Below are 25,082 nucleotides of genomic sequence, written 5' to 3'. Positions count from 1 at the left end.
AGGCAGGACGGGGTTTCCCTTACAAGACCCCGCCCTCTTCAGCAGTCGTGAAGAAATAGCTCAGGGCCGGACCATCTTGCACTCCGTGCCCTGTGCCAGTTCGTTCCCGGTATAGACCGCGTCGGTGCGAAAACCATAGTTCGTGCCTTCCCAGCCGGTCTTCACCGTCTTGCCGTCCACCGGCACGATGGTGTTGACCACCTGCGGCAGCAGCAGCTGGTGGTCTTCGGCGCGCATGCGCACCGGGCCCACCACGGAGTCGAAGCTCAGGTCTTCGAGCGCATGCGCGACCTTCACCGTGTCGGTGGAGCCGGCCTTGTTGATGGCCGCGGCCAGCAGGCGCGGCGTCATGTCGATGCGCGGCGCGAGGAAGTCCTTGCCGGTCTTGGCCTTGTAGGCCTTGGCGAGCGCGTCCACCTTGGGCGTGTCGGCCTCGCCCGGGTGCCATTCGGCCACCCAGGTCAGCTGGCCCAGCTTGGCCTGCGACACGGCCGTGACCGTGCCCGGCACCGAGCCCGCGCTGTGGTTGAAGTAGCGCAGGTTGTAGCCCGCGTCTCCCGCGGCCTTCAGCAGCAGCGTCATGTCCTGGCCCCAGTTGCCGGTGATGACCGAGTCGGCGCCGCTTTGCTTCACGTTGGCGATGTAGGGCGCGAAGTCTTTCACGCGGCCGATGGGGTGCAGCGTCTCGCCCACGAACTGGATGTCGGGCCGTGCCAGGCCCACCAGCTGCCTGCCGTAGCTCGCCCACTGCTTGCCGTGCGCGTAGTCCTGGTTCAGCAAGTACACCTTCTTCACGTCGGGCGTCTTCTTGATGTAGTTGGCCAGCGCCTTCATCTTCATCGCGGTGTTGGCCTCGGTCTGGAAGTGCCAGAAGCTGCAGCCTTTGCCCGTCATCTCGGGGTCGATGGAGGAGTGGTTCAGCACGATCAGCTCCTTGCCCGGGTTGCGCTGGTTCCAGCGCGCCACCGACTGCACCAGCGCCGTGACCACCGAGGAGCCCGAGCCGCCGGTCACGATGGCCTTCGCGCCCTGGTCGATGGCCGCCTGCAGCGCGCTCTGGCTCTCCTGGGCCGAGAGCTTGCTGTCGAACTGCAGCAGCTGCAGCTTCGTACCGCCGAGCACGCCGCCCTTCGCGTTGATGTCCTCGATGGCGTACTGCGTGTGCATCAGCATCAGCTCGCCCACGTTGGCGAAGGGGCCCGAGAGCGGGTCGATGTAGGCGATCTTGTAGGTCGCCTGCTGGGCGTGTGCCGCGCCGGCGGCGGCAATCAGGCAGGCAAGGGCGATCCGCGCCAGTGGCGCTTTCCTGAACTTCATGGTGCTTTGTCTCCGGAGGTGTTGTCTTCAGTTCTTCGTTCGCAGCCCGATCACGCGGCTTGCCAGCCTGGTGAGCTCGGCCACGACCTCGTCGGGCGAGAGGCGCCCTCCCGGGCGATACCAGCTGTAGAGGAAGCCCGGCAGGCTGCAGGCCGCGAGCGCGGTGATCTTGGTTTCGGTGAAGTCGAGGTCGCCGTCGGCGCGCGCTTCCTCGAGCAGCGGGCACAGCAGCTCGTAGAAGTGATGCGCGAGCTTCTTCTGCGCTGCGATGTATTCGGGGCGGTACACCTGCGGCTCGCGGTACGGGAAGAAGGCCACCGGGTGGTGCGAGATGGTCGCGCGGATCAGCCGCTCCAGGCCTTCGAGCACCTTCTCGCTCGCGCGGCGCGGATCGGTGGCGGCGAAGTCGAGTGCGGTGAAGCAGTCGACCGCGGGACGCCACGACAGCGTCTCGAAGATCTCCTGCTTGTCGCGGAAGTAGTAGTACACGAAGGGCTTGGTCACGCCCAGTTCGCGCACGATCTGCGCCATGGTGGTGTTGGCGTAGCCCTGCGCCGCGAAGAGCTGCGCGGCCGCCTGCAGGATGCGCTCGCGCTGCAGGTCGGTGCCCTGCGTGGCCGCGCGCTGGCGGCCAGTGCCTTGCGGCAGGTGAGGCTGTGCCGTGGTGTCGCTCTGGTCTCCAGAGGGTTTTTGCCGTGTCGCGGAAGTTATACCCATGGGTAGGATTGTTCGTGCACCATGCACCATTGGCAAGCGCCAGCCCCTTGCGGGCTGCTATCGATAACCCTGAGAAAGTGACGCCATGGAGACATTGCCCGAACGCCCGCAGCAGCCCCTGCACGAGTACCTGCGCGCCCACGCGCGAGAACGCGGCGCCAGCCCCGCCTGCATCTGGTACGGCCACGCGATGAGCTGGGACGAGCTCGACCGTGCGAGCGACGCCTTCGCCGCGCGCCTGCAGGCGCTGGGCGTGAAGAAGGGCGAGCCGGTGGTGCTCTTCCTCAACAACTGTCCGCAGTACCTTGTCGCGCACTTCGGCATCCAGAAGATCGGCGCCGTCGTCTGCCCGAGCGGGCCGCTCAACAAGGAGCACGAGCTGGCCTACCAGGTCAACGACCTGAAGGCGCGCGTGATCGTCGCGGCTGCGCCGCTGTTGCCGGTGGTGCGCAAGGTGCAGCCGCAGAGCGCGCTCGAACACGTGTTCGTGGTGCACTACGCCGACCTGCTGCCGCCCGAGCCCGAGCTCGACCTGCCGCCGGAGCTGGCGGCAGAGCGCAGGGCTGGCCGCGCCACGGCCGAAGGCTGCGAAGACTTCCTCGCCGTGATGCGCGCCGACGCCAGGCCGCAGCCGGTGGCCATCGACATGGACGACGTCGCGCTCATGACCTACACCTCGGGCACCACCGGCCTGCCCAAGGGGGCGATGCTGAGCTACGGCAACGCGCTCTTCAAGACGCGCGCGGCGGCCGACTGCAACGGCGTGGGGCCCGACGACGTGCTGCTGTCCATCGCGCCGCTCTATCACATCGCCGGCATGCTGATGGGCGTCAACGTGCCGGTGCTCACCGGTGCCGCCTCGGTGTTGCTGCATCGCTTCGATCCGCGCGCGGCGCTGCAGGCCATTGCCGCCTACAAGGTGAGCTGGTGGTACAGCATCGCGCCGATGAACGTGGCCTGCATGCAGGTGCCGGACATCGCGTCCTTCGACCTGCGCAGCCTGAAGATGAACCCGGTGACCAGCTTCGGCATCGCCTTCACCGAACCGCTGGCGCTGCAGTGGCGCTCGCATGCGCCCAACTGCACTTCCTTCGAGGCCGCCTACGGCCTGAGCGAGACCCACACCTGCGACACCTACACGCCGCACCATGCGCCGCGCTGGGGCACGCAGGGCGTGGCGGTGCCGGGCGTGAAGATCCGCATCGTCGATGCCGACACGCAGGCCGACCTGCCCGCGGGCGAGGTCGGCGAGATCGTGCTCACCAGCCCCGGTACCTTCAAGGGCTACTGGAACAAGCCCGAGGCCACGGCCGCCACGCTGCGCAACGGCTGGGTGCACACGGGCGACATGGGCAAGATCGACGCCGACGGCTACCTCACCTTCATCGGCCGCTTCAAGGAAATGATCAAGGTCTCGGGCTACAGCGTGTTCCCCGAGGAGGTCGAGACCATCCTCATCAAGCATCCGGCGGTGGCGCAGGCGGCCGTCATCGCGCAGCCCGACGCGGAAAAAGGCGAGGTGGTGAAGGCCTTCATCGTGCGCAAGTCCGGCGCCGAGCTCGATGCCGATGCGCTCATCGCCTGGGCGCGCGACAACATGGCGAGCTACAAGGCGCCGCGCGCGGTGAGCTTCATCGACGCGCTGCCCACCACCGGTGCGGGCAAGGTGCTGCGCCGCCTGCTCAAAGACAAAAGCTGAGAGGTTCCGTTTGCTGTTCTCCAAAGTTCTGATTGCCAACCGCGGCGAGATCGCGGTGCGCCTGGTGCGCGCGCTGCGCGACCTGGGCATTGCCAGCGTGGCCGTGCATGCGCGCGACGATGGCGCCGCACTACATGCGCAGCTGGCCGACACGGCGGTGGCGCTCGATGCCACCGGCCCCTCCGCATATCTCGATGCCGCCGCGCTGATCGCGGTAGCGAAGGCGCAGGGCTGCGACGCTGTGCATCCCGGCTACGGCTTCCTCAGCGAGCGCGCCGATTTCGCGCAGGCCTGTGCGGATGCGGGCCTGGTCTTCATCGGCCCTACGCCCGAACAGCTCGACCTGTTCGGCGACAAGGCACGTGCACGCGAACTCGCAACGCAGTGCGACGTGCCGGTGATGCCCGGCAGCGCCGGCGCCGTGACGCTCGCGCAGGCGCAGGCCTTCTTCGCCGAGCACCAGGCGCAGGGCGCTGGCGTGATGGTCAAGGCCATCGGCGGCGGCGGCGGGCGTGGCATGCGCGCGGTGCTGGATGCGCAGGAGTTGCCCGAGGCGCATGCGCGCTGCATGTCGGAGGCCAGGGCGGCGTTCGGCATCGAGGGCGTGTACGTCGAGCGGCTGATGCTGAACGCACGGCACATCGAGGTGCAGGTGATCGGCGACGGCAAGGCCGTGGCCAGCCTCGGCGAGCGCGAATGCACGCTGCAGCGGCGCTTCCAGAAGCTGGTGGAGATCGCGCCCAGCCCCTCGCTGCCCGAGGCCTTGCGCGCGCAGGTCACGCAGGCCGCGCTGCGCATGGCCAAGGCGGTGGGCTACCGCGGGCTCGGCACCTTCGAGTTCCTGGTCGATGCGGCATCGGCGACGCTGCCCTTTGTGTTCATCGAGGCCAATCCGCGCCTGCAAGTGGAGCACACCGTGACCGAGGCGGTGACGGGGCTGGATCTGGTGCAGCTGCAGATCGCCGTCGCGGCCGGCCAGCCGCTGGCCGAGCTCGGCGTGGAGGCCGACCGCACCGCGCCGCAGCGCGGCTTCGCGGTGCAGTGGCGCATCAACGCCGAAACGCTCGATGCCCACGGCAACGCGCGGCCATCGGGCGGCACGCTCGCGCGCTTCGACCTGCCGGCCGGCCCCGGCGTGCGGGTGGACACGCATGGCTACGCGGGCCTCGCGCCTTCGCCGCACTACGACACGCTGCTGGCCAAGCTCATCGTGCATTCGCCGTCGCCGCGCTTCGAGGATGCGCTGCGCCGCTCGCTGCGCGCGCTCGACGAATGCCACATCGAGGGCATCGCCACCAACCTGGCGCTGCTGCGCGCCATCGCGGCACGGCCCGAGTTCGCGACGCAGGCGGTGCACACGCGCTTCGTGGAGGCGCACCTGGGAGATCTGCTCGCCGCTGCGTCAGCCTTCGAGAAGCAGGCGCGGAAGACGGTGACGGCGTCCGCCGAGCCGCCGCCCGTTGTCGCCGACGACGGATCGGACGAACTCACCGTCAAGGCCCCGATGCCCGCGCGTCTCGTGCAGTTCGAGGTCGAGGTGGGCGACGTGCTGCCGGTCGGTGCGCAGCTCGGCGTGCTCGAGGCCATGAAGATGGAGCACCTGCTGCATGCGCCTGTGGCCGGCCGCGTGGTGGCGCTGCTGGCGGCGCCGGGCGACTATCTCGTCGAAGGGCAGTCGCTGGTGCAGCTCGAAGCAGTCGATGCGCAGACCGTGCAGGCGGAAGCCCGTGCGGAGCATGACCTCGATGCGATCCGCCCCGACCTGCGGAAGGTGATCGACCGCCATGCCTACACGCTCGACGCCAACCGCAAGGCGGCCGTCGACAAGCGTCACGCGCAAGGCGGGCGCACCGCGCGCGAGAACATCGCGGACCTGTGCGACACCGCGTCCGACTCCGGCAACTTCATCGAGTACGGCGCGCTGGCCATCGCCGCGCAGACGCGGCGGCGCACGCTGGAAGACCTCGTCGCCAACACGCCCGCCGACGGCATGGTCACGGGGCTGGGCAGCGTCAACGCGAAGCAGTTCGGCCCCGAGGCCTCGCGCTGCGCGGTGCTGGCCTACGACTACACCGTGCTGGCCGGCACGCAGGGCATGCGCAACCACCACAAGACCGACCGGCTGCTCGCGGTGGCGCACCAGCTGAAGCTGCCGGTGGTGCTGTTCGCGGAAGGCGGCGGCGGGCGGCCGGGCGACACCGACATGCCCATCGTGGCCGGCCTCAACAACCACACCTTCAGCCAGTTCGCGGCGCTGTCGGGCAAGGTGCCGGTGGTGGGCATCGTGCATGGCCGCTGCTTCGCGGGCAATGCGGCGCTGCTGGGATGCGCCGACGTGATCATCGCCACCAGGGGCAGCAACATCGGCATGAGCGGCCCCGCGATGATCGAGGGCGGCGGGCTCGGCACCTTCGCGCCGGAGCAGATCGGGCCGAGCGGCGTGCAGTCGCGCAACGGCGTGATCGACATCCTGGTGGAAGACGAGGCCGCGGCGGTGGCCGCCGCGAAGCAGTACCTCTCGTACTTCCAGGGCGCGACCTCCGACTGGCAGTGCGCCGACCCGCGCACGCTGCGCCACGTGGTGCCCGAGAACCGCCTGCGCGTGTACGACGTGCGCGCCGCGATGCGCGGCGTGGCCGACACCGGATCGCTGCTCGAGCTGCGCGCGGGCTTCGGCGCGGGCATCGTCACCGCGCTCGCGCGCATCGAGGGCAGGCCGGTCGGGCTGATGGCCAACAACCCGCATCACCTGGGCGGCGCGATCGACGTGGAGGCGGCCGACAAGTCCGCGCGCTTCATGCAGCTGTGCAATGCGCACGGCCTGCCAATTGTTTCGTTGTGCGACACGCCAGGCTTCATGGTCGGGCCCGAGATCGAGGCGCAGGCGCAGGTGCGTCACGTGTGCCGCATGTTCATGGTGGCCTCGCATCTGCGCGTGCCCTTCTTTGCCGTGGTGCTGCGCAAGGGCTATGGCCTGGGCGCGCAGGCAATGACGGCGGGCGGCTTCGATGCGCCGGTGTTCACCGTGGCCTGGCCCACGGGCGAATTCGGCGCGATGGGGCTCGAAGGTGCGGTGCGGCTGGGTTTCCGCAAGGAGTTGGCCGCCGCGCCCGAGGGCGCCGAACGCGATGCGCTCTTCAAGAAGCTGGTGGCGCAGCAGTACGAGAACGGCGAGGCCATTCACATGGCGCAGACGCTGGAGATCGACGCGGTGATCGACCCCGCGGAAACGCGCACCTGGCTGGTGCGCGGCCTTTCATCGGCCACGAAGGCGCAGGGACCGGCGGTTGCATATGTAGACACCTGGTAACCGGGCTTTAGACCTCGTCACGCGCGGGGGAACAGTGGCTCCGTACACTGGGCCGCTTTGCGCGCATGAACCTGGTCTCCCGATGGGCAGCCCGCCTCCGCGACGTTGCCGTCGCACACTGGGTGGCTGCCTTCCTCCTTGCCCTGCTGGCCGTCGGCGTTCAGGCCGTCACGCCCGACGGGCGTCCGCGGCAGCCTGCGGAGGCGCACTGGGTTGCGAGCTGGGCGGTGGCTCCGCTCGACTTCGCCGAGCTGGCCGCGAGCCCTGGAGGTGCCAGCTTCTCGTCGCCTGCGGGCAATGACCTGCGCGGGCAGACGCTGCGCCAGAAGGTGGAGCTGTCGCTCGACGGAGAACGCATCCGCATCCGCTTTTCCAATCGTTTCGGCAAGACGCCGCTGCGCATCGCCGCCGCGAGCGTCGCGCGTGGCACCGGCGCCGAGGCGTTCTCGCCGGCCACGCTGCACGTGCTGCGTTTCGGCGGCCGCAGCAGCCTCACCATCGCCCCGGGCGCGGATGCGTGGAGCGATGGCGTCGACCTTCCGGTGCAGGCGGGGCAGACCGTTGTCGTGAGCGCCTTCTTCGATCGCACGACGCCGTTCGCCACGGCATCGATGCTGGAATCGGGCTCGACCTGGGTGACGCCCGGCAACGCGGTGATGACGCCGAAGCTCCGGAACCCGTCGACGCTGGTGCTGAACCAGATCGTGACCGGGCTCGACGTGCTCACCACCAGGTCCATTCGTACTGTCGTGGCATTCGGCGATTCGATCACCGCCGGCAGCACGGAGGCCACCAGCGGCGCCTACCCCGACATGCTGGCCACCCGCCTGCGCGACACGCAGCCCGGCGGGCAGGACGTCGCGGTGCTCAACGTCGGCATCGGCGGCAACCGGCTGCTGGCCGACGGCATCGGGCCCAGCGGGCTCTCGCGCTTCGAGCTCGACGTGCTCAAGCAGAGCGGCGTGACACACGCGATCATCCTGCTGGGCACCAACGACATCGGCCGCGCGATGTTCGCCAAGGTGCCCGGCGCCGAGCTCAAGCCGCGCGACATGCCCACGGCCGAGCGCATCACCGAGGGGCTGCGGCAGCTGGTGAAGCAGGCGCGCGCCAAGGGCGTGAAGGTGCTGATCGGCACCGTGCCGCCGTTCAGGAACACGCCCTACTGGAGCGAAGGGAACGAAGCCATGCGCGAGGCCGTGAACCGCTGGATCCGCGGCAAGCAGGACGTCGACGGCGTGATCGATTTCGACGCCGCGCTGCGCGATCCGGCAGACCCGCAGGCGCTCAACCCGCTCTTCGACTCGGGCGACCACCTGCATCCCAACAAGGCCGGGCATGCGGCGATGGCCACGGCCATAGACCTGCACGAACTGCAGGAGTGAAGGCCGCAAAACAGCTGTGAAACGGCTGTGAGTGAGCGCTAGCACGAGCCAAAAAGACCCCAAAACGCGCGTCACAGCTTTACACAAGACTTCGCGCGCGGCTTACAGGAGGTTCACAACGGCTGGGCAGCATGAAGGCTCCTCCAACAACTCATGAGGAGTTCTTCATGAAAAAACTCGCATTGGCTCTTTCCGTCGGCGCTGCATCGCTTCTGTCGGTGGGCGCACTGACTGTTCCGACGGCCGTGCAGGCGCAGCCTGTGATCACCATCCAGACGCCGCCGCCTCCGCCGCGCTATGAGCGCGTTCCCCCGCCGCGCCGCGGTTACGTGTGGGCGCCGGGACATTACGAGTGGCGCGGCGGCCGCCACGTGTGGATCGGCGGCGGCTGGGTCCGCGCCCGCCCGGGCTATGCCTACCGCGCACCGGAGTGGCGCCAGGACGGCGACCGCTGGGTCTACGACAGGGGCCGCTGGGACCGTGACGGCGACGGCGTGCCGAATCGCTACGACCGCCGGCCGAACAATCCGTACCGCAACTGACGGCGGTGCCTGAAGCGAACATGCCCCCTGAAGAGGGGGCATGTTTATTTGGGGGCCTGCTGCTGGATGCTCAGCGGAACACCACCGTGCGGTGCCCGTTCAGCAGCACGCGGTGCTCGCTGTGCCACTTCACCGCGCGCGCCAGCACCTGGCTTTCGGTGTCGCGGCCGCGGGCCGTGAGGTCATCGACCGTATCGGTGTGGTCGGCGCGGGCCACGTCCTGCTCGATGATCGGGCCTTCGTCGAGGTCGGCCGTCACGTAGTGCGCGGTGGCGCCGATCAGCTTCACGCCGCGGTCGTGGGCCTGGTAGTAGGGCTTGGCGCCCTTGAAGCTGGGCAGGAACGAGTGGTGGATGTTGATCGCGCGGCCCGATAGGCTGCGGCACAGGTTGTCGCTCAGGATCTGCATGTAGCGCGCGAGCACCACGAGTTCGGCGCCCTCGGCCTCGATGATCTCCAGCTGCTTCGCCTCGGCCTGCGCCTTGGTCGCGGCCGTCACCGGGATGTGGTGGAAGGGCACGTTGTAGCTGGCGGCCAGCTGGTAGAAGTCGCGGTGGTTCGAGATGATGGCGCGCACGTCGATGGCCAGCAGCCCGCTCTTCCAGCGGAACAGCAGGTCGTTGAGGCAGTGGCCTTCCTTGCTGACCATGATCACCGTCTTCATCGGCTGGGCCGCCGCGTGCAGCTGCAGGGTCATGCCGAAGCCGGTGGCGAAGGCCTTGAGCTCCTCGCGCAGCACGGCTTCGCTGTGGGCGCCGCAGGCGAAGCGCACGCGCATGAAGAAAAGACCCGTGTCGTGGTCGTTGTACTGGGCCGCCTCCTCGATGTTGGCGCCGCGCTCGAGCAGGAAGCCCGAGACGGCATGCACGATGCCCGTGCGGTCGGGGCAGTAGAGGTTCAGGATGTAGGCGGGCGTATTCGTTGTCATATCAGTTCAGTTGCTCGATCACTCGGCAGGCGGCCACGCTGCCTGCATCGGTCTTCTTTCCAGGGATACAGCGGAACCGGCTTTGCCGGGCCGCGCTCCCGGTGAGGGGACTGGCGGCCGCATGCGGAGGGCAAGCCTGGGGTTATCCGGACCCAGGGGGAGGATTGTCGCAGGGGTGCCAGAATCGCGATTTTCCCCTCCCAGATAACCCAACCGCAGGAGCGAGACATGGCCTACCAGGACTTCAACATGGACAACCAGTGGTTGCCCTTCACCCCCAACCGTCATTTCCGCAAGGACCCGCGCGTGTTCGTCGCGGCCGACGGCATGGAGTTCACCACTCACGACGGCCGCAAGGTGATCGACGGCATCTCCTCGCTGTGGTGCGTGGGCGCGGGCCACAACCGCAAGCCGATCAACGAGGCGATCAAGAAGCAGCTCGACACGCTCGACTACGCCACCGCCTTCCAGGTGAGCAACGACAAGGCCTTCAAGGCGGCCGAGATGATTGCCTCGCTCGCTCCCGGCGACCTCAACAAGGTGCTCTTCTGCAACTCGGGCTCCGAAGCCGCCGACACCTCGATGAAGGTGGCGCTGGCGTACCACCGCGCGCGCGGCGAGGGCCACCGCAACGTGTTCATCGGCCGCGAGAAGGGCTACCACGGCGTGGGCTTCGGCGGCATGTCGGTGGGCGGCATCCCGGGCAACCGCAAGGTGTTCGGCTCGGCCTTCCTGCCGCGAGTGGACCACATGCGCTTCATCCACGATCCGGTGAACCACGCCTACATCCACAACGAGGAGCCGGTGTGGGCCGAAGACCCGCTGGTCGAGCTCGAGACGCGCATCCTGCCGTTGCACGACCCGAGCAACGTGGCCGCGATCATCGTGGAGCCGGTGGCCGGATCGGCCGGCTGGTACCTGCCGCCCAAGGGCTACCTCAAGCGCCTGCGCGAGATCTGCGACAAGCACGGCATCCTGCTGATCTTCGACGAGGTCATCACCGGCTTCGGCCGCATGGGCACCAACTTCGCGTCCGACTACTTCGGCGTGGTGCCCGACATGCTGAACTTCGCCAAGTGCGTGACCAACGGCGTCATCCCGCTGGGCGGCGTGATCTGCCGAGACAAGCTCTACGACGCGATGATGAAGACCGACGCACCCGAGCACGTGGTCGAGTTCTTCCACGGCTACACCTACTCGGGCCACCCCGTGGCCTGCGCCGCGGCCATCGCCACGCTCGATCTGTTCAAGCAGGAGAACCTCTTCGCGCGCGCCGGCGAAATGGGCAAGGTGCTGGGCGATGCCTTCCACAGCACGCTCAAGGGCCTGCCCAACGTCATCAGCATCCGCAGCCTCGGCCTTGCCGCGGCGGTGGAGCTCGCGCCCATTGCGGGCACGCCGGGCAAGCGCGCCTACGAGATCTTCCTCGAATGCTTCCACAAGGGCGCGCTGGTGCGGCCCGCGGGCGACGTGCTGGTGATCGCGCCGCCGTACATCGTCGAGAAGTCGCACATCGACACGCTGGTGAACACGCTGGCCGACTCGATCAAGGCGCACGCCTGAGCAGGAGCGCAGTGCCGGCGGCTGGCCGGAGATCGATGTCCGGATACGGCCGGTGAAGGCGGCGGGGAACGCGCAGCATGTGAATGTTCGCGGCCCCGCCGCCTTTGCCTTTGAAGGACACGATCATGCTGAAGCTGCAACTCAGCCGTCTGGCCTCGCCGCTGGGCGAGCTTCTTCTCGTCACCGACGACACCGGCGCGATCCATGCGCTGGACTTCGCGGACCATCGCGCCCGCCTGCATCGCCTCCTGCGGCAGCTGCACGACGACCGGATCGAACTCGCCGAAGGCATCGCCGCGCCGCTTGCCGTAGCCGATGCCCTGCGCCGCTATTTCGAAGGCGAGTTCGCCGCCATCGATGCGCTTCCAGTCGCGACGCTCGGCGATGCGCTGCAGCGCAAGGTGTGGGCCGCGCTGCGCCGCATTCCGGCGGGGCGCACCACCAGCTATGGCGAACTCGCGAGGCAGCTGGGCTTCGACGATCCGCGCGCGGCCATGGACGTCGGCGCGGCCAACGGATCGAACCCCGTCAGCATCATCGTGCCGTGCCATCGCGTGATCGGCAGGAACGGCGAGCTCAAGGGTTACGCGGGCGGCGTCTTCCGCAAGCGGCGCCTGCTGGAGCATGAATGCGCGCTGCCGGCGGCCGATGTGCGCGTCGACGAAAAGACTGCACAGGCAGAGACGATGCAGCTGTCTTTCTGAATCCTTAGATTGCCTGATCGGGCGCGCAAGACGGCAAGAGCATTTCTACTGCTTTGACAGAAGCGCGCAGTTGCATCACGCTGCGTCCCCATTCCAAGACCGGGGGACGAGGATGTCGAAAAACATCGAACGCTGGATGGACAGGCCGTTGCCCACGACCGGCCAGATCGTGCTCATGACGGTGGTTCTCGGTTCGGTCAGCGTCTGGCTGCTGTTCTGGTTCGGCGACTAGCCTGAGCCGCGCGCGCTGCCTGCGTGCCTCGCGCAGATCGCGCGGGCTTTCCCTTCTTCGTTATTTCTACCGGTTCGCGGGATGCCGCCTACCGGTTCCAGGGATACCGGCCATGGCAGCTGGTCCCTAGCATCCCTCCGCGAAACGCAGCACTCGTAAATCCATCGGGTGTGTTTTCGAAAGAGGGACCGTCATGCAACGCGTATTTCTTTGGGCACTGCTGTGCATGCCTCTGGCTGCGCACGCCAACAACGTCGGCGAGAACGCCGCATGGCAGTTCCAGACCAGCACCGACAAGGTCAACCAGGCCGCGATCCAGGACATGATCCGCAAGCAGAAGAGCGGCTACTACGCCGCGCCGGTCTACAACACCAACAACTACGTCGGCCGCCAGTACAACTGCAACGTCTCGGCCACCTCCACCGGCAACGACGGCAACAACAGCACGGTCGCGAACTCGCCGAGCACGGCGGGCGCCACCTCGAACGCATCGGGCAACGACAGCCGCACCGCGGTGGGCACGCTGGGTGGCGCGACGGTGGGCACCTCGCAGGCCAACTCGGGCGCGGTCGCATCGGGCATCGTCGGCGGCACCAGTTCGCAGGTGCAGGGCGCGGCCAACCAGGCGCTGAATTCGGCGCAGGGCAACACCGGTGCGCAGACCGCGAGCGTGGGCGGCAGCTCGGCCTGCGCCTTCGGCGTGCTCAACTGAGCGGGAGCGAGTCATGCAGCATCGCATCCGCCGCACATTCGTTCTCGCAGCAGCCGTCGCCACGCTGGCGCTCGCAGGCTGCGTCTCCGCGCCGCAGCAGCGCTTCGCACCGAACGAGGCACCCGTGGTGCTCGGCCCCGCGGTGCGCGACAACGTCACGCCGATGGAGGCGGTGCTCGCCTGCTACGCCGACCACATCGCGGCCACGCGGCGCCCGCCGGTGATCATCGGCGTGGGCGACGTGAAGGACTACACCGGCAAGTACAGCATCAACGAAGGCAACGCCATCACGCAAGGCGGCGCGCTGATGGTGTATTCGGCACTCGGCAAGCTCGGCGGCGCTGTGAGCATCGCCGAGCGCTTCGACCCGGTGATCGCCGAGCGCGAGCTCGCGTATGCCGACCGGCGCCAGCTCGGCGACGGACGCACGCACCAGCTCGGCGGCCCCAACGGCGGGCAGAACGTGCCGTGGCTGCCGTACTTCGGCGGCACCATCAACAAGTCCGACTACTTCATCGTGGGTGGCATCACCGAGCTCAACTACAACATCAACTCCGGCGGCGCGGAGTTCGGCGTGAACCAGGTGGGCGTGAAGGCGCGCACCTTCAGCCAGTCGGTGAGCATCGACCTGCGCATCGTCGACACCAAGTCGCTGATGGTGGTGCGCACGGTGAGCCTCACCAAGCAGTTCAACGGCTACGAAGTGGGCCTGAACGTGTTCCGCTTCTTCGGCAGCAAGCTGTACGACGTGGACATCGGCGCCAAGGGCCAGGAGCCTGTGCAGATGGGCGTGCGCGCCGCGCTGGAAGAGGGCGTGGTGCGCCTCATGGCCGCCGTCACGCAGGTCGACCACCGGCCCTGCATGACGATGCGCCCCGGCGGCGGCGAGCCCATTCCGCTCACGCCCGCGGCCGAGCTGCGCAAGGTCGACAACCCCGGCGAAGCGGCGGTGGGCGGCGCGGCTGTCACCTCGCCAGTCGCGCAGGGCAGCGTGGCGGTCAACGCCGGTGGCGCGGGTGGTGCGCGCCTCACGGGCACGGCGACGCAGGTGCCCTTCGACTTCGGCGCGACTACCTTGGGCGGCGCCTCGCTCGCGCTCATCGACCAGATCGCGGGTGCGGCCAAGAAGGGCACGACCGACATCGTGCTGGTGGCGCGCGACACCGAGAACTGGGACGCCCGCAAGCGCGACGAGCTCACCGACCAGCGCATCGCGGCCGTCACCTCGGCGCTGGCCAACCGCGGCGTGGCGCCGGGCGCGATCAGCATCACCTGGCGGCCCGACGCGGCCGACACCTCGATCCACCGCGACGGCCCGGGGCTGCAGGAGATCGCCAAGCTGCGCGTCGGCAGCCCGGTGGTCGGCGGCGCCGCGCCTTCGTCTTCTTCCGACAGCGCCGTCAAGGGCGACTGACCGGCGCTCCGCGCGCTCCACGCACCGCGCATCCATCCGTTTTCCAAGCCAGACCGCATCCAACATCCGAGGAGTCACGACATGAAAGCACGCAAGATCCAGAGCCGGGCCGCACGCGCGCCCATGTTCAGCCGCAGCAGCATCGGCACCGCAGTCGCGCTGGCGCTGATCGCCGCGGCCTCCGGCGCGCAGGCCGCGGAGACTTCGGTCGATGCCGCCTACAACGGCACGGCCACCGGCACGCCCTCGGTGAATGCGGGCACCACCAACTCGGCCAACGTCAACGCCACCATCACCGGCGCTACCGTGGGCACCACGTCCACCGGCACGCCGTCGAACCCGAACCCGGTGGCGGTGAACACCAGCGGCAACCTGATCGGCGCGACCGCCACCGGCAACAGCTTCGGCAACGGCATCCAGCCGGCGCCCGGTTCTCCGGTGAACAACGCGGCAACGCTGGGCGTGGCTACCAACACTGGCGTCATCGACAGCAGCGTGACCGGCAGCAAGCTCGCGTCGGAGTCGAGCACGCTGCAGACCGGCAGCGTGGTCAACGCCGACAACACCATCTCGGCCGCCACCACGCTCAACAGCGGCAGCTCGGTGATTTCGGGCGCAGCCGCGGCGGCTGCGCCGGCGCAGGCCGGCACCTCGGTGCTGACCTATCCGGTGGGTGCACCGCTCTTCGACGCGAAGGGCAACATCGTCGTCACCTCGCTGCAGTCGGCAACGGGGGTGGGCTCCAGCGCGCAAGTGCTGGGCAACATGGTCGACCTGATGCTGACCGCGAACGCGGGCAACACGATGACCACGGCCGCGTCGCTGGAACGCAATTCGATCTCGGCCGTGCTCAAGGCCAACAGCGCCAGCAGCACGGCCGAGATCCAGTCGGGCGGCGCGCCCACCTTCGCCGGCTCGGCGGTGGTCGCGAACCTGCAGGCGAACGGCAACGGCATCCTCGCGGTGCGCAGCGCGCTCAACGCCGGCTCGGTGATCGTGGGCATCGTCAGCGGCGCGCCCGCAGGCGGCTCCAACGTGCTGCAGGGGTCGCTATCGGTGCAGGGCAACGCGATCTCCAGCGAGGCCACGGGCAACGAGGCGCTGGGCGCCACGGCCGGCGTTGCGGGCAACCGCATCGTGGTCGACGACGTGAGCGTCGCGGGCAGCGGCACGGCGGCCACCGCGGCCAACAACAGCATCCACAACGGCGCGGGCGTGACCAGCAACGTCAACAGCGACCTGGCCATCGTCAACAGCCAGGGCAACCTCGGCGTGATCACCGTCGCGCAGACCGTGGGCGCGCAGATCCTGGCCGGCGTGCAGTCGAGCAAGAACAGCGCGGTCACGCTGGCGGACAACAGCGTCACGGCCACTGTCACGGGCAACACCGCCTCCAGCGCCATTGCCACCGGCAAGAACGCGGCCTCGTTCACCGGCACCACCGCGGTGTCGAACCAGCAGGCCAACCTGAATGCACCGGTCAGCGCGCTGCTGCTGCCTTCGGTCATCGCGGCGCAGACCGGCGAGTCGCCCGGCACGGGCCAGACCACGGGCAGCTCGGTCAGCGTTTCAGACAACACCTCGGCGGCCAGCGCGCAGGGCAACCAGATCACGCAGAGCCTCGCGCTGCAGGCCGGCACGGTGGCGCTGGGCACGGGCAACGCCGCGCTCACGGGCGGCACCAACTCCGACGGGCGCGTGTCCGCCGGCGGCTCGGCCACGCTCACCAACCTGCAGGGCAACTACGGCGGCGGCGTCGCGGCCGTGAACATCGGCTCGCAGATCTGGCTGACCGCCAACGGCGGCGGCGCGGCGGTGGGCAACAGCACGCTGTCGCTGGACGGCAACCGGCAGGAAGCCGTGGCGCTGGGCAGCGGCGCCACCAACACGCTCACGCTCTCGGGCAACTCGGTGGGCACGGGCGCGGGCATCGCGAGCGTGCAGATGAACGACGCGAACTCCGCCGTCGGTGCGGGGCTGTCGAACCCCGAGGCGCGGATCCTGGTGAACGGCAACCTCGCCGGCGGCTCGGCCTCGCTCACCGACAACCTGCAGCGCGCCATCGCCTACGGCAACTCGGCCGCCAACACGCTCGGCGTGAGCGCGGGCAACGTGGCGGCGGCGCCCGGCCTGGGCATCACGCCGGCATCCAGCGTTACCGTCGACGCGCTCAGTGGGCTGCCCTTCAGCAACGCGGCCGGCGCGTTGCCGACGGTGAGCGCCGCCTATGGCGTGCTCAACGACCAGTCGGTGCAGGCGAACGTCAATTCGGCAGCCACCGGACCCAACACCTTCGCGGTCACGGTCGCCGGCAACGTCTCCGCCGCGAGCGTCGCGAACAGCGGCAACGCCTTCGTCGCCGCCGCCTACGGCAACGACGCGGCCAGCGGCGTGACGCTGAACCTCAACAACGTCAGCGGCGCGAATGCCTCTGTGGCCAACGTCACCAACACGCAGGCGGTGGCGGGCACGGGCACCGTCGTCGACGCCACCGCGGCCGGGGGCATCGTGGCGCGCACCACGGTCACGGGCACGCTGACCGGCGGCTCGGCCACCAACTCGGGCAACACGGCCGAGGCGCTGGCCTACGGCAGCCGCGCCACCGGCAACACAGTGAAGGTGACGGGCAACAACATCAACACCTCCGGCTTCTCGCTGTCGGGCGCGACGCTCACGGGCAACACGCTCGCCACCAACGCGGCCTTCAGCGTGCAGAACGCGCAGTCGGGCCAGGGCTCGGTGTCGGCGCAGCGCAGCGGCGGGCCCGAAGTCAACATCTCCGTCGGCGGCGCGGTCAGCAACTCGAAGATCGCTGCCACCGGCAACGCCACGCTGGCCGGCGCGACCAGCAACAGCGCGAGCAACGGCGTGGCCATCGATGCGGTCGGCGTCTCGACCACCACCGCGGTGCAGAACCTGCAGCTCACCAGCGCGGCCGTGAGTTCGCTGACCGGCCAGGAAGGCCCGCTGCTGACCAACAAGGACGGCGTGCAGGTGGTGCTGGGCGGCGCGAGCATCCAGGGCGCGCAGGTGGCGGTGGACGGCAACTCCGCAAGCGGCTTGGCCACGGGCAACGCCGCGGCCAACCGCATCGACGTGAAGGGCAACACCATCGCGGTGGGCAACGGGCTGCCGCTCGGCGGCGCAGCCGACATCGGTGGCATTGCAGGCGCGGTGGCCGACCATGCGCTCTCCAGCATCCAGCTGGTGACCAGCCCGACCATCTCTTCCAAGGTGGCGGCCGCCTTCGGCGTGGACACGGCCCCGGGCGCGGTCATCTCGGGCTCCATGCTGAGCGCCTCGAACAACACGCAGGGCGCGAAGGCCGTCGCCAACACCGGCAGCAACGCCATCGTGCTCGCGGCCACCGGCGTATCAGCGCGCGCCGCGCTGCTGTCCTCGCAGGGCAGCACGGCGGCGGTGGAGGCACGCTCCTTCACGCAGGCCTTTGCACCGGCCTCGGTGTCGGGCTCGTCGGTGAAGCTGTCGAACAACGCCAACACGGCGCTGGGCGTGATCAACGACGTGGACAACAAGCTCAGCGTGACAGGCGGCACCTCCAGCGCGCTCCCGGTGCCGGCGCTCATCGCCCAGGGCCCGCTGCCGGGCAACACCTTGGCGACGGGCGACCAGGTGCTGGTGAACCGCCAGTCGGCCGGAACCTCGGTCGGCAGCACCGCCGACACGGCCGTCTACAACGAAGACCGGCTGGTGGCCGGCAACTCGGGACAGCTCAACAGCAGCTTCGCGGCCTCGGGCAACACGACGTACTCCGAAGCCTCGGCCAACCGCGCGACCAACGCGGCTTCGCTGGCCGGCGGCGCCTCGCAGTCAGCCAGGACGGCGGTGCTGAACGCACAAGACAGCAGCGCGGCCGTGACCGCCAATGCCAACAACGCGACAAAGCTCATGCTTACCGGCCCCACCGCGGTGGTTGGCAGCAGCGCCACGCTGGACGGCAACGGCACCACAGCCGCCGCTACCGGCAGCGCCGCGACCAACAGCATCGACGTGAAGGGCGGCGCCATCGCCGGAGGACTGCCGGCATCGGCGACCGCCACCGGCGGGCCGGCCTCGACCGTCGCGGTGTCGGCCGACCATGCGCTGGCCAACGTGCAGGTCGGCACCGGCACCGTGTCAGCCACCGCGACGGGCAGCATCGGTATCGACTCGGCGCCGCTGTCTGCGGTCAGCGCCTCCACGTTGAGCGTGAGCGGCAACAGCCAGAGCGCCAAGGCCGTGGCCAACACCGCGCTCAACAGCGTGACGCTGGCGGGCTCGAACGTGGGCGCACGCAGCGCGCTGCAGTCTAGCCAGTCGGGCACCGCGGCGGTGACTGCGTCGTCCACGCTCGAAGTGTTCGCGCCGGCCGGCTCCACCAGCTCGACCGTGCGGCTCTCGGGCAACAGCAACGCCGCGCTGGGCGTGATGAACGACGCGGCCAACGCGCTGAGCGTGAGCGCGGTCAACACCCAGCCGGCGGGCGCGACGGGCTCCGCCACGCTCAGCGAGACCGGCAGCCCCGACAACATCGCGGCCACCGCCGACCACGTGCTGTCGAACCGCCAGACGGCCGCATCGACCGTGAGCAGCACAGCCGCCACCACGATCCGCAACGACGACAACGCCGCGCCCACGACGACGCTGGCTAACGGCGCGTTCACGGTCTCGGGCAACAGCACCTTGGCTGAAGCCACGGCGAACCGCGCCGCCAACACCGCCACGGTGGCGAGTAGCGCGACGCAGGGCGCGAGCGCCGGCATTCTCAACGTGCAGGGCAGCACGGCGGGCGTGACGGCGACGTCGAGCACCGTGGCCAACGCCACGCTCGCGAGCGCGGTGCCGCTCAACGGCAGCAGCGTCTCGCTCGACGGCAACACCACGGCGGCGCTGGCGCGCGGCAATGCGGCGACCAACGTGCTGGAGTCGAGCGCAGGCAGCAGCTACGGCGGCGCTGCCGCGGCGGGCTCGTCCAACCTCGTCGGCGCGCCGCTGGCCCTGAACGTCGGCGCGAGCGCGGCGATCCTCAACAGCCAGAACAACGCGGGCGCGGTCACGGCCACGAGCACGGGCACCAGCTACCAAGTGGCGCTCAACGGCACCGGCGCGGGCGTGTCGAACGGCACCGCCGGCGTCACCGGCAACACGCTGGCTGCGCAGGCCTTCGGCAACAGCGCGACCAACCGCGTGACACAGACGGCGCTGAACACCGGTGCGCCAAGCGCGGCGGTGGGCAACTACCAGGTCAACACCGGCGCGGTGACGGCCACGGTGACCAGCGTGAACTTCGGGGTCGGCATCTCGGGTCCGGTGGGCAACAGCACGCTGCGCACCGCGGGCAACCAGATCACCGCATCGGCGACGGGCAACTCGGCGGTGTCGACGATCACCTCGCGCTGATCGGCGCCGTTCCCGGGGCGACAAAAAACGCCGCGGGCCTTCGGGCCGGCGGCGTTTTTTCTTTTCGGGTCAGGCCTTCGGTTGCGGGCGGGCCTGGCGCTTGAACTCGGCGCAGTAGTCCTTCTCGGGCAGCGGCGGCGTGCGCCAGATGCGGTCGTAGTCGCCTGTTTCGGGGCCGCTCGCAGAGGAGGGCGCCGCCAGCAGCCGCACGGTGGCGATCTTCACGTCGTCGGGCAGGTGCTGCGGCACGCCGAGCGTGCGAACCACGTGGCCGGCACCCGCGATCAGCAGCACCGTCTGGCCCGGCTTCCGCGCCTTGACGATGGCCTGCGCCATCGCGCGGTCGCGGCCCACCTGGATGCGCGTCATGGGAACGATCTGGGATTCGGGAAGCATCCGGCAATGCCCGTCGCGCACGGCGTCCTGCTGGGCGGTGAAGGCCTCGCCGTTGAGCTGCACGTCGAGAGAGACGTCTGCCATCGCGTTCTTCATGCGCGAGCGCGGCAGGTTGGCGCCGATCACCGGCACGCCGGCGCGCACGGCAGCCATCACGGCGGGGCCGTAGCTGGCCCAGGGCCAGGCCTTGTCGCTCCAGTCGAGCGCGGCCTGCACCTGCGCCTCGGTGGCGTTGGGCGCGAGCTGCGCGGTGCTGCGGCCTTCCTCGGCCATCTCCAGCGCCAGGGCGGCGAGATGGCCGCGCGCGGCCAGCGCCTCGACCGCCTCGCGCTCGATGACATGGTGCTCCGGCGCATCGTGCTGCTCGCCGATCAGCAGGGCGTCGACCGGCTGAAGTGCCGCCACACGGCGCGCGATGGGAGCGCCGGGCGCGTCGGCGCCGGAGAAAGAGGACAGCGCCGAACAGCCCGTGAATGCGGTCGCGGCGAACAGGGGCAGCAGCAGGAAGCGTGAAACCCGGGCGGGCCAGTATGGAAGGGGCATCGCGCCATACTATGCCCCCGGCGTGCGCACGCGGTGCCGTCCGCCGCCGCTTTTCCCTGTCGTCCCTTCTTCCGGTCCGTGCCTTCCCGATATCCCGTTCGCGTGCTGGCCACGCTGCTGCTCGCGCTCGCTGCCGCGGGCGTCTGCCTCGCGCTGCGCACCCCGCTGCCCTGGATGATCGGCCCGCTGCTCGCGGTGTCGCTGGCCTCGATCGCAGGCGCGCCCACCGCCAGCTTCACGCCGCTGCGCAACGTGGGGCAATGGACCATCGGCACCGCGCTGGGGCTCTACTTCACGCCGCACGTGGTCGGGCTGGTGGCCAGCGTGTGGTGGGCGATCGTGCTGGCGATCGCGTGGGCGCTGCTGCTGGGTGTGGGCTTCGGACGCTGGCTGCACGCGATGCATGCGGGGCGCATGCCGCATGTACCGGATCGATCCATGAGAGCCACGACTTACTTCTCGGGCGCCATCGGTGGTGCATCGGAGATGACGCTGATGGCCGAATCGGCCGGGGCGCGCACCGATCTCGTGGCCGCGGCGCACAGCCTGCGGCTGGTGGTGGTGACGGTGACCATCCCTTTCGCGATGCAATGGAGCGGGCTGCACGGGCTGGAGATCAACCCGCCCGGCGTGCGGGAAGTGAACCCGGGCGGCCTCGCGCTGCTGGCGGCGGCCACGGGCCTCGGCGCCCTGGCGATGCGCGCGCTGAAGCGCACCAACCCGTGGTTCATCGGGCCGCTGCTGGTGGCGATGGGCTTCACCATCGCGGGCCAGTCGCTGTCGGCCGTGCCTGCGTGGATGTCGAACACGGCGCAGCTGGTCATCGCCGTGAGCCTGGGCGTGCGCTTCAGCCGCGAGTTCCTGCACACGGCGCCGCGCTGGCTGGGCTCGGTGGTGCTGGGCACCTTCGGCATGCTGCTGCTCTGCGCCGCGGTGGCGTGGCTGCTGGCGTGGGCGACAGGGCTGCATCCGGCCACGATGATCCTGGGCACCTCGCCCGGCGGCATCGCCGAGATGTCGATCACCGCCAAGGTGCTGCAACTGGGCGTGCCGGTGGTCACGGCCTTCCAGGTCTGCCGGCTGGTGGCGGTGCTGCTGATCGTGGGGCCGATGTTCCGATGGATCTACCGCTGAGGGCGCCGGGGGACGGCAAGGCATGAAAAAAGCGCCCCTCGGGGCGCTTCTTGGTGATCTTTCGGGAAGCTGGCCGGATCGGGCTCAGTGCACCAGAACCGGGGTGTGCGCCAGTTCGGCGTAGCCCTCGAGCGTGTCCTCGACTTCTTCCTGCGTGGGGGTATTAAGCTGCCAGGCGGCGATCTGCTGCTGGAACAGTTCGGCCCAGGAGCCGTCGAGGTAGACCTCCTTGCCCGATCGCTTGTCCACGATCTCGAAGCCATGGCGCTCCAGGACCGGCATGTTCGGCTGCGCGGGCGCGTCGCCCTCGTTGGGCTGCACGTGCACGACGACGAAAGACTCCGAGTCATAAAGCATGTTCATGGCGGGCCCTGTGAGAATGTCGATGGCGTTCATGGGGGTTAGATAGCAATCAACGCGCCAGTTTCAAGATAGGTTGTCTATCTGTAAAACCAACTGGCTAATTGGCATATCCCTGGCTCCTTTCGCTTCGTTAGTGTGACTTTCTCCTCAATTGGGTGGCCCTGAAGGCAGGGGTTTGCGCAACTGGGCGTCAGCGAAGTCCCCGTTGGTCTCGGTTTGCTTGATCCGAACGGGTAGATACCCGTATTCCGGCGCCAGCCAGAGCTCCAGTTTCCGGTCGAAGGCCTTGCGCGGGTCGCGCGTGAGCTTGCGGGCGGTGAATTCGCCGGCCGGCAGGCTGAGCTTTTCCTCCTCTCCGACCACGAAGACCCAGACATCGGCGTCCCGAGGACCCACGGTCTGCACCGAGATCCTGGTGCCGGCGGGATAGCGCTGCGGGCTGGCCGCCAGCAGGCCGCCGAGCTGCATCATCACGCTCATGCGGTCCTGCGCGCCCGGCAGCAGCGGCACCGGGGGCGCGTTGTTGCTGAAGACGATCTGGTTCTGGTCGCGCACGAAATGCGAGGCGACCTCGGACTTGCGGCTTTCGGAATACTTCTCCGGTTCCAGGCCCGAAGGGCCGATGCGGCCCGTGCTGTGCCAGTTGAGCAGGGTGAAGAACACGGCCTTGAGCGTCAGCCGGCCGTCGTAGCGGGTGCCGTCCTGCAGCCAGACCAGCTCGCCGAACACGCCGCGCTGGGGGGATGAGCCGCTCTGCCCGGTCGCCTCGAAGTCCAGCGTGACCGAGCCCGGGATCTTCATCGCCTGCGTGCCGGCGATGGTGCCCGAGGCCTCCCCGCCGGCTGCCGCCTGGGTGCCGGTTCCGCTGCCGCCGGAAGGCGATGTCGCCCCAGCCGGCGCGCTGGCCGCCGCTTCGGGCGGTGTTGCTCCTGAATCGGTAGCGGCCTGGGCCGTCAGGTCGGGCGTTTGCGGCGTGGGTGTTGCGGCTGCCTCAGGTTCGGGCGACGGTTCGGCGGCCGCCGGCTTCGGTGCGGGCTTCGGTTTGGGCACCGAGGCTTCGCGCGGCCGTTTGGGCTTCGGTGGCGGCGCGGGCTTCGCTTCGGCGGGCGCGGCTGCCGGTGCGGGCGCCTCGGCGGCCGGCGGCGCGATCACGATGGTGCGCGTGCTGAACTTGTTCGCCAGCGGCGAGGGCTCCGGGCCGATGGCCATCGGCGCCAGCCCGAGCAGCAGCACGTGGACCAGCCCCACCAGCAGCGTCAGCCCGATCAGCACCCGCCACGACGGACGCCCCGGCAGGCCGGGAGGCAGCAACGGCGAGGAAGAAGGGGCGACGAGCGTCGGCATCGGTATGTGGAGTGGGGCGCCGGCCCGGAGGTTCACCAAAGACCACCTCGGTAAACTGCCGCCCGTCCAACCAGTTTAAGTGGGGGCGGCGACCGGCCCGTGCCGGCGGTCCGCTCCAGTCCTCACGCACGCACGCACCGCATCATGAAACTCGCCACCCTGAAGGACGGCTCGCGCGACGGCCAGCTCGTCGTCGTCTCGCGCGACCTCACGCTCGCCCACTACGCCACCGGCATCGCCAACCGGCTGCAGCAGGTGCTGGACGACTGGGGCTTCATGAGCCCGCAGCTGCAGGACCTGTACGCGAATCTCAACGCCGGCCGCGCGCGCCACGCCTTTCCCTTCGACCCCTCGATGTGCATGGCCCCGCTGCCGCGCGCCTACCAGTGGGCCGACGGCTCGGCCTACATCAACCATGTGGAGCTGGTGCGCAAGGCGCGCAACGCCGAGGTGCCCGAGAGCTTCTACACCGACCCGCTGATGTACCAGGGCGGCAGCGACGACTTCCTCGGCCCGACCGACGACGTGGTCGTGCCCAGCGAGGCCATGGGCATCGACTTCGAGGCCGAGATCGCCGTCGTCACCGGCGACGTGCGCATGGGCGCCACGCCCGACCAGGCGCTCGACGGCATCCGTCTCGTGATGCTGGCCAACGACGTGAGCCTGCGCAACCTCATCCCGGCCGAGCTCGCCAAGGGCTTCGGCTTCTTCCAGAGCAAGCCCGCCACCGCTTTCAGCCCCGTGGCCGTCACGCTCGACGAGTTCGGCGAAGCCTGGCAGCACGGCCGCGTGCACCTCGCGCTGCAAAGCAGCTGGAACGGCCGCAAGGTCGGCATGTGCGACGCCGGCCCGGAAATGACCTTCCACTTCGGCCAGCTCATCGCCCACATCGCCAAGACGCGCAACGTGCGCGCCGGCAGCATCGTCGGCAGCGGCACCGTGAGCAACAAGGGCGTGGAGAAAAAGGACGGCCAGATGGAGTGGCCCAAGGGCTACTCGTGCATCGCCGAGAAGCGCTGCATCGAGACCATCCAGACCGGCCAGCCCTACACCGACTTCATGAAGTTCGGCGACACCATCCGCATCGAGATGAAGGGGCTGGACGGGCGCTCGATCTTCGGCGCGATCGACCAGGAGATCGTGTCCACCGCGGGGCGTCCGAAGGAGGCGCCGGTGTCGCTGGTGAAGCCGCAGGGTGATGCGCCCGGAGAGGAAGCGCAGGGGCTTCCCGAAGGCTGACGCGGCGTCCCCGAACACCAGCCCGAAGCTGGAGTTCTTGACTGCAGTAGGAGTTTGGTGGTTTGCCGAGGCTTGCGAGATTTTCCGAATGGAAATCGCGTAATTTGGACGAAATATGGTGCTTTATTTGACTGAAAAAC

The 25,082-nt window shown here is 69.1% G+C and carries 17 protein-coding genes; 11 read left to right on the top strand and 6 right to left on the bottom strand.

The window, feature by feature from the left end; all coding sequences use genetic code 11:
- Nucleotides 1–60: 60 nt before the first annotated feature.
- Nucleotides 61–1,317: a branched-chain amino acid ABC transporter substrate-binding protein gene (locus FHT32_RS30930; RefSeq protein ID WP_176668379.1), complete on the bottom strand. Its 1,257-nt coding sequence runs from the start codon at nt 1,315–1,317 to the stop codon at nt 61–63.
- Nucleotides 1,318–1,344: 27 nt separating this feature from the next.
- Nucleotides 1,345–2,034, bottom strand: a complete 690-nt coding sequence (locus FHT32_RS30925; protein WP_176668378.1) for a TetR/AcrR family transcriptional regulator — start codon at nt 2,032–2,034, stop codon at nt 1,345–1,347.
- Nucleotides 2,035–2,119: 85 nt separating this feature from the next.
- On the opposite strand from FHT32_RS30925, the gene FHT32_RS30920 reads away from it, so the two are divergent.
- The 4 genes from FHT32_RS30920 to FHT32_RS30905 all read left to right on the top strand — a co-directional run bounded on the left by FHT32_RS30920 (nt 2,120) and on the right by FHT32_RS30905 (nt 8,970).
- Entirely contained in the window at nt 2,120–3,733 is a 1,614-nt protein-coding gene (locus FHT32_RS30920; protein ID WP_176668377.1) for an AMP-binding protein, read from the top strand.
- 13 nt (nt 3,734–3,746) lie between these two features.
- Complete coding sequence (locus tag FHT32_RS30915; protein ID WP_176668477.1) at nt 3,747–7,043, top strand: carboxyl transferase domain-containing protein; 3,297 nt, start codon at nt 3,747–3,749, stop codon at nt 7,041–7,043.
- A gap of 65 nt (nt 7,044–7,108) precedes the next feature.
- A complete protein-coding gene (locus FHT32_RS30910) occupies nt 7,109–8,428 on the top strand; it encodes an SGNH/GDSL hydrolase family protein (RefSeq protein ID WP_176668376.1) in 1,320 nt (439 codons plus the stop codon).
- Nucleotides 8,429–8,595: 167 nt separating this feature from the next.
- A complete protein-coding gene (locus FHT32_RS30905) occupies nt 8,596–8,970 on the top strand; it encodes a YXWGXW repeat-containing protein (protein ID WP_176668375.1) in 375 nt (124 codons plus the stop codon).
- Nucleotides 8,971–9,040: 70 nt separating this feature from the next.
- On the opposite strand, the gene purU is transcribed toward FHT32_RS30905, so the two are convergent.
- On the bottom strand, nt 9,041–9,898 hold the full coding sequence (gene purU / locus FHT32_RS30900; protein ID WP_176668374.1) for a formyltetrahydrofolate deformylase: 858 nt from the start codon (nt 9,896–9,898) through the stop codon (nt 9,041–9,043).
- Nucleotides 9,899–10,126: 228 nt separating this feature from the next.
- Between purU and FHT32_RS30895 the strand changes: the two genes are divergently transcribed.
- From FHT32_RS30895 to FHT32_RS30875, 5 genes are all read left to right on the top strand, one after another.
- On the top strand, nt 10,127–11,461 hold the full coding sequence (locus FHT32_RS30895) for an aminotransferase class III-fold pyridoxal phosphate-dependent enzyme (protein WP_176668373.1): 1,335 nt from the start codon (nt 10,127–10,129) through the stop codon (nt 11,459–11,461).
- A gap of 125 nt (nt 11,462–11,586) precedes the next feature.
- A complete protein-coding gene (locus FHT32_RS30890) occupies nt 11,587–12,165 on the top strand; it encodes a methylated-DNA--[protein]-cysteine S-methyltransferase (protein WP_176668372.1) in 579 nt (192 codons plus the stop codon).
- 425 nt (nt 12,166–12,590) lie between these two features.
- Nucleotides 12,591–13,109, top strand: coding sequence for a hypothetical protein (locus tag FHT32_RS30885; RefSeq protein ID WP_256099227.1), 519 nt, complete (start codon nt 12,591–12,593; stop codon nt 13,107–13,109).
- 13 nt (nt 13,110–13,122) lie between these two features.
- The gene (locus FHT32_RS30880; protein WP_176668371.1) at nt 13,123–14,523 is read left to right on the top strand and encodes a CsgG/HfaB family protein; all 1,401 of its coding nucleotides are present in this window, start codon (nt 13,123–13,125) and stop codon (nt 14,521–14,523) included.
- 81 nt (nt 14,524–14,604) lie between these two features.
- On the top strand, nt 14,605–19,923 hold the full coding sequence (locus FHT32_RS30875; protein WP_176668370.1) for a hypothetical protein: 5,319 nt from the start codon (nt 14,605–14,607) through the stop codon (nt 19,921–19,923).
- A gap of 69 nt (nt 19,924–19,992) precedes the next feature.
- Here FHT32_RS30875 and FHT32_RS30870 read toward each other — a convergent pair whose 3' ends face one another.
- Nucleotides 19,993–20,862 carry a ChaN family lipoprotein gene (locus FHT32_RS30870; RefSeq protein WP_176668369.1) on the bottom strand — a complete coding sequence of 290 codons (870 nt, stop codon included), beginning with the start codon at nt 20,860–20,862 and terminating at the stop codon, nt 19,993–19,995.
- 78 nt (nt 20,863–20,940) lie between these two features.
- On the opposite strand from FHT32_RS30870, the gene FHT32_RS30865 reads away from it, so the two are divergent.
- Nucleotides 20,941–21,996: an AbrB family transcriptional regulator gene (locus FHT32_RS30865; protein WP_176668368.1), complete on the top strand. Its 1,056-nt coding sequence runs from the start codon at nt 20,941–20,943 to the stop codon at nt 21,994–21,996.
- 84 nt (nt 21,997–22,080) lie between these two features.
- Here the strand turns inward: FHT32_RS30865 and FHT32_RS30860 are convergent, their stop codons facing one another.
- Complete coding sequence (locus FHT32_RS30860) at nt 22,081–22,359, bottom strand: DUF3567 domain-containing protein (protein WP_170217241.1); 279 nt, start codon at nt 22,357–22,359, stop codon at nt 22,081–22,083.
- 147 nt (nt 22,360–22,506) lie between these two features.
- On the bottom strand, nt 22,507–23,703 hold the full coding sequence (locus FHT32_RS30855) for a DUF3108 domain-containing protein (protein ID WP_176668367.1): 1,197 nt from the start codon (nt 23,701–23,703) through the stop codon (nt 22,507–22,509).
- Nucleotides 23,704–23,847: 144 nt separating this feature from the next.
- Between FHT32_RS30855 and FHT32_RS30850 the strand changes: the two genes are divergently transcribed.
- A complete protein-coding gene (locus FHT32_RS30850; RefSeq protein WP_176668366.1) occupies nt 23,848–24,942 on the top strand; it encodes a fumarylacetoacetate hydrolase family protein in 1,095 nt (364 codons plus the stop codon).
- The last annotated feature ends 140 nt before the right edge of the window (nt 24,943–25,082 follow it).

Source organism: Variovorax sp. SG517 (genome assembly GCF_013376045.1).
In the GTDB taxonomy this organism is placed as follows: Bacteria; Pseudomonadota; Gammaproteobacteria; order Burkholderiales; family Burkholderiaceae_C; genus Variovorax.
This window is presented reverse-complemented; position numbering and strand designations above follow the sequence as displayed.

What these genes read in the sequence shown, in the direction of transcription:
- FHT32_RS30860 (WP_170217241.1), bottom strand. Translation starts at nt 22,359, where the DNA reads ATGAACATGCTTTATGACTCGGAGTCTTTCGTCGTCGTGCACGTGCAG.
- FHT32_RS30870 (WP_176668369.1), bottom strand. Translation starts at nt 20,862, where the DNA reads ATGCCCCTTCCATACTGGCCCGCCCGGGTTTCACGCTTCCTGCTGCTG.
- FHT32_RS30895 (WP_176668373.1), top strand. Translation starts at nt 10,127, where the DNA reads ATGGCCTACCAGGACTTCAACATGGACAACCAGTGGTTGCCCTTCACC.
- purU (WP_176668374.1), bottom strand. Translation starts at nt 9,898, where the DNA reads ATGACAACGAATACGCCCGCCTACATCCTGAACCTCTACTGCCCCGAC.
- FHT32_RS30925 (WP_176668378.1), bottom strand. Translation starts at nt 2,034, where the DNA reads ATGGGTATAACTTCCGCGACACGGCAAAAACCCTCTGGAGACCAGAGC.
- FHT32_RS30885 (WP_256099227.1), top strand. Translation starts at nt 12,591, where the DNA reads ATGCAACGCGTATTTCTTTGGGCACTGCTGTGCATGCCTCTGGCTGCG.
- FHT32_RS30875 (WP_176668370.1), top strand. Translation starts at nt 14,605, where the DNA reads ATGAAAGCACGCAAGATCCAGAGCCGGGCCGCACGCGCGCCCATGTTC.
- FHT32_RS30880 (WP_176668371.1), top strand. Translation starts at nt 13,123, where the DNA reads ATGCAGCATCGCATCCGCCGCACATTCGTTCTCGCAGCAGCCGTCGCC.
- FHT32_RS30890 (WP_176668372.1), top strand. Translation starts at nt 11,587, where the DNA reads ATGCTGAAGCTGCAACTCAGCCGTCTGGCCTCGCCGCTGGGCGAGCTT.
- FHT32_RS30905 (WP_176668375.1), top strand. Translation starts at nt 8,596, where the DNA reads ATGAAAAAACTCGCATTGGCTCTTTCCGTCGGCGCTGCATCGCTTCTG.
- FHT32_RS30855 (WP_176668367.1), bottom strand. Translation starts at nt 23,703, where the DNA reads ATGCCGACGCTCGTCGCCCCTTCTTCCTCGCCGTTGCTGCCTCCCGGC.
- FHT32_RS30930 (WP_176668379.1), bottom strand. Translation starts at nt 1,317, where the DNA reads ATGAAGTTCAGGAAAGCGCCACTGGCGCGGATCGCCCTTGCCTGCCTG.
- FHT32_RS30850 (WP_176668366.1), top strand. Translation starts at nt 23,848, where the DNA reads ATGAAACTCGCCACCCTGAAGGACGGCTCGCGCGACGGCCAGCTCGTC.
- FHT32_RS30910 (WP_176668376.1), top strand. Translation starts at nt 7,109, where the DNA reads ATGAACCTGGTCTCCCGATGGGCAGCCCGCCTCCGCGACGTTGCCGTC.
- FHT32_RS30920 (WP_176668377.1), top strand. Translation starts at nt 2,120, where the DNA reads ATGGAGACATTGCCCGAACGCCCGCAGCAGCCCCTGCACGAGTACCTG.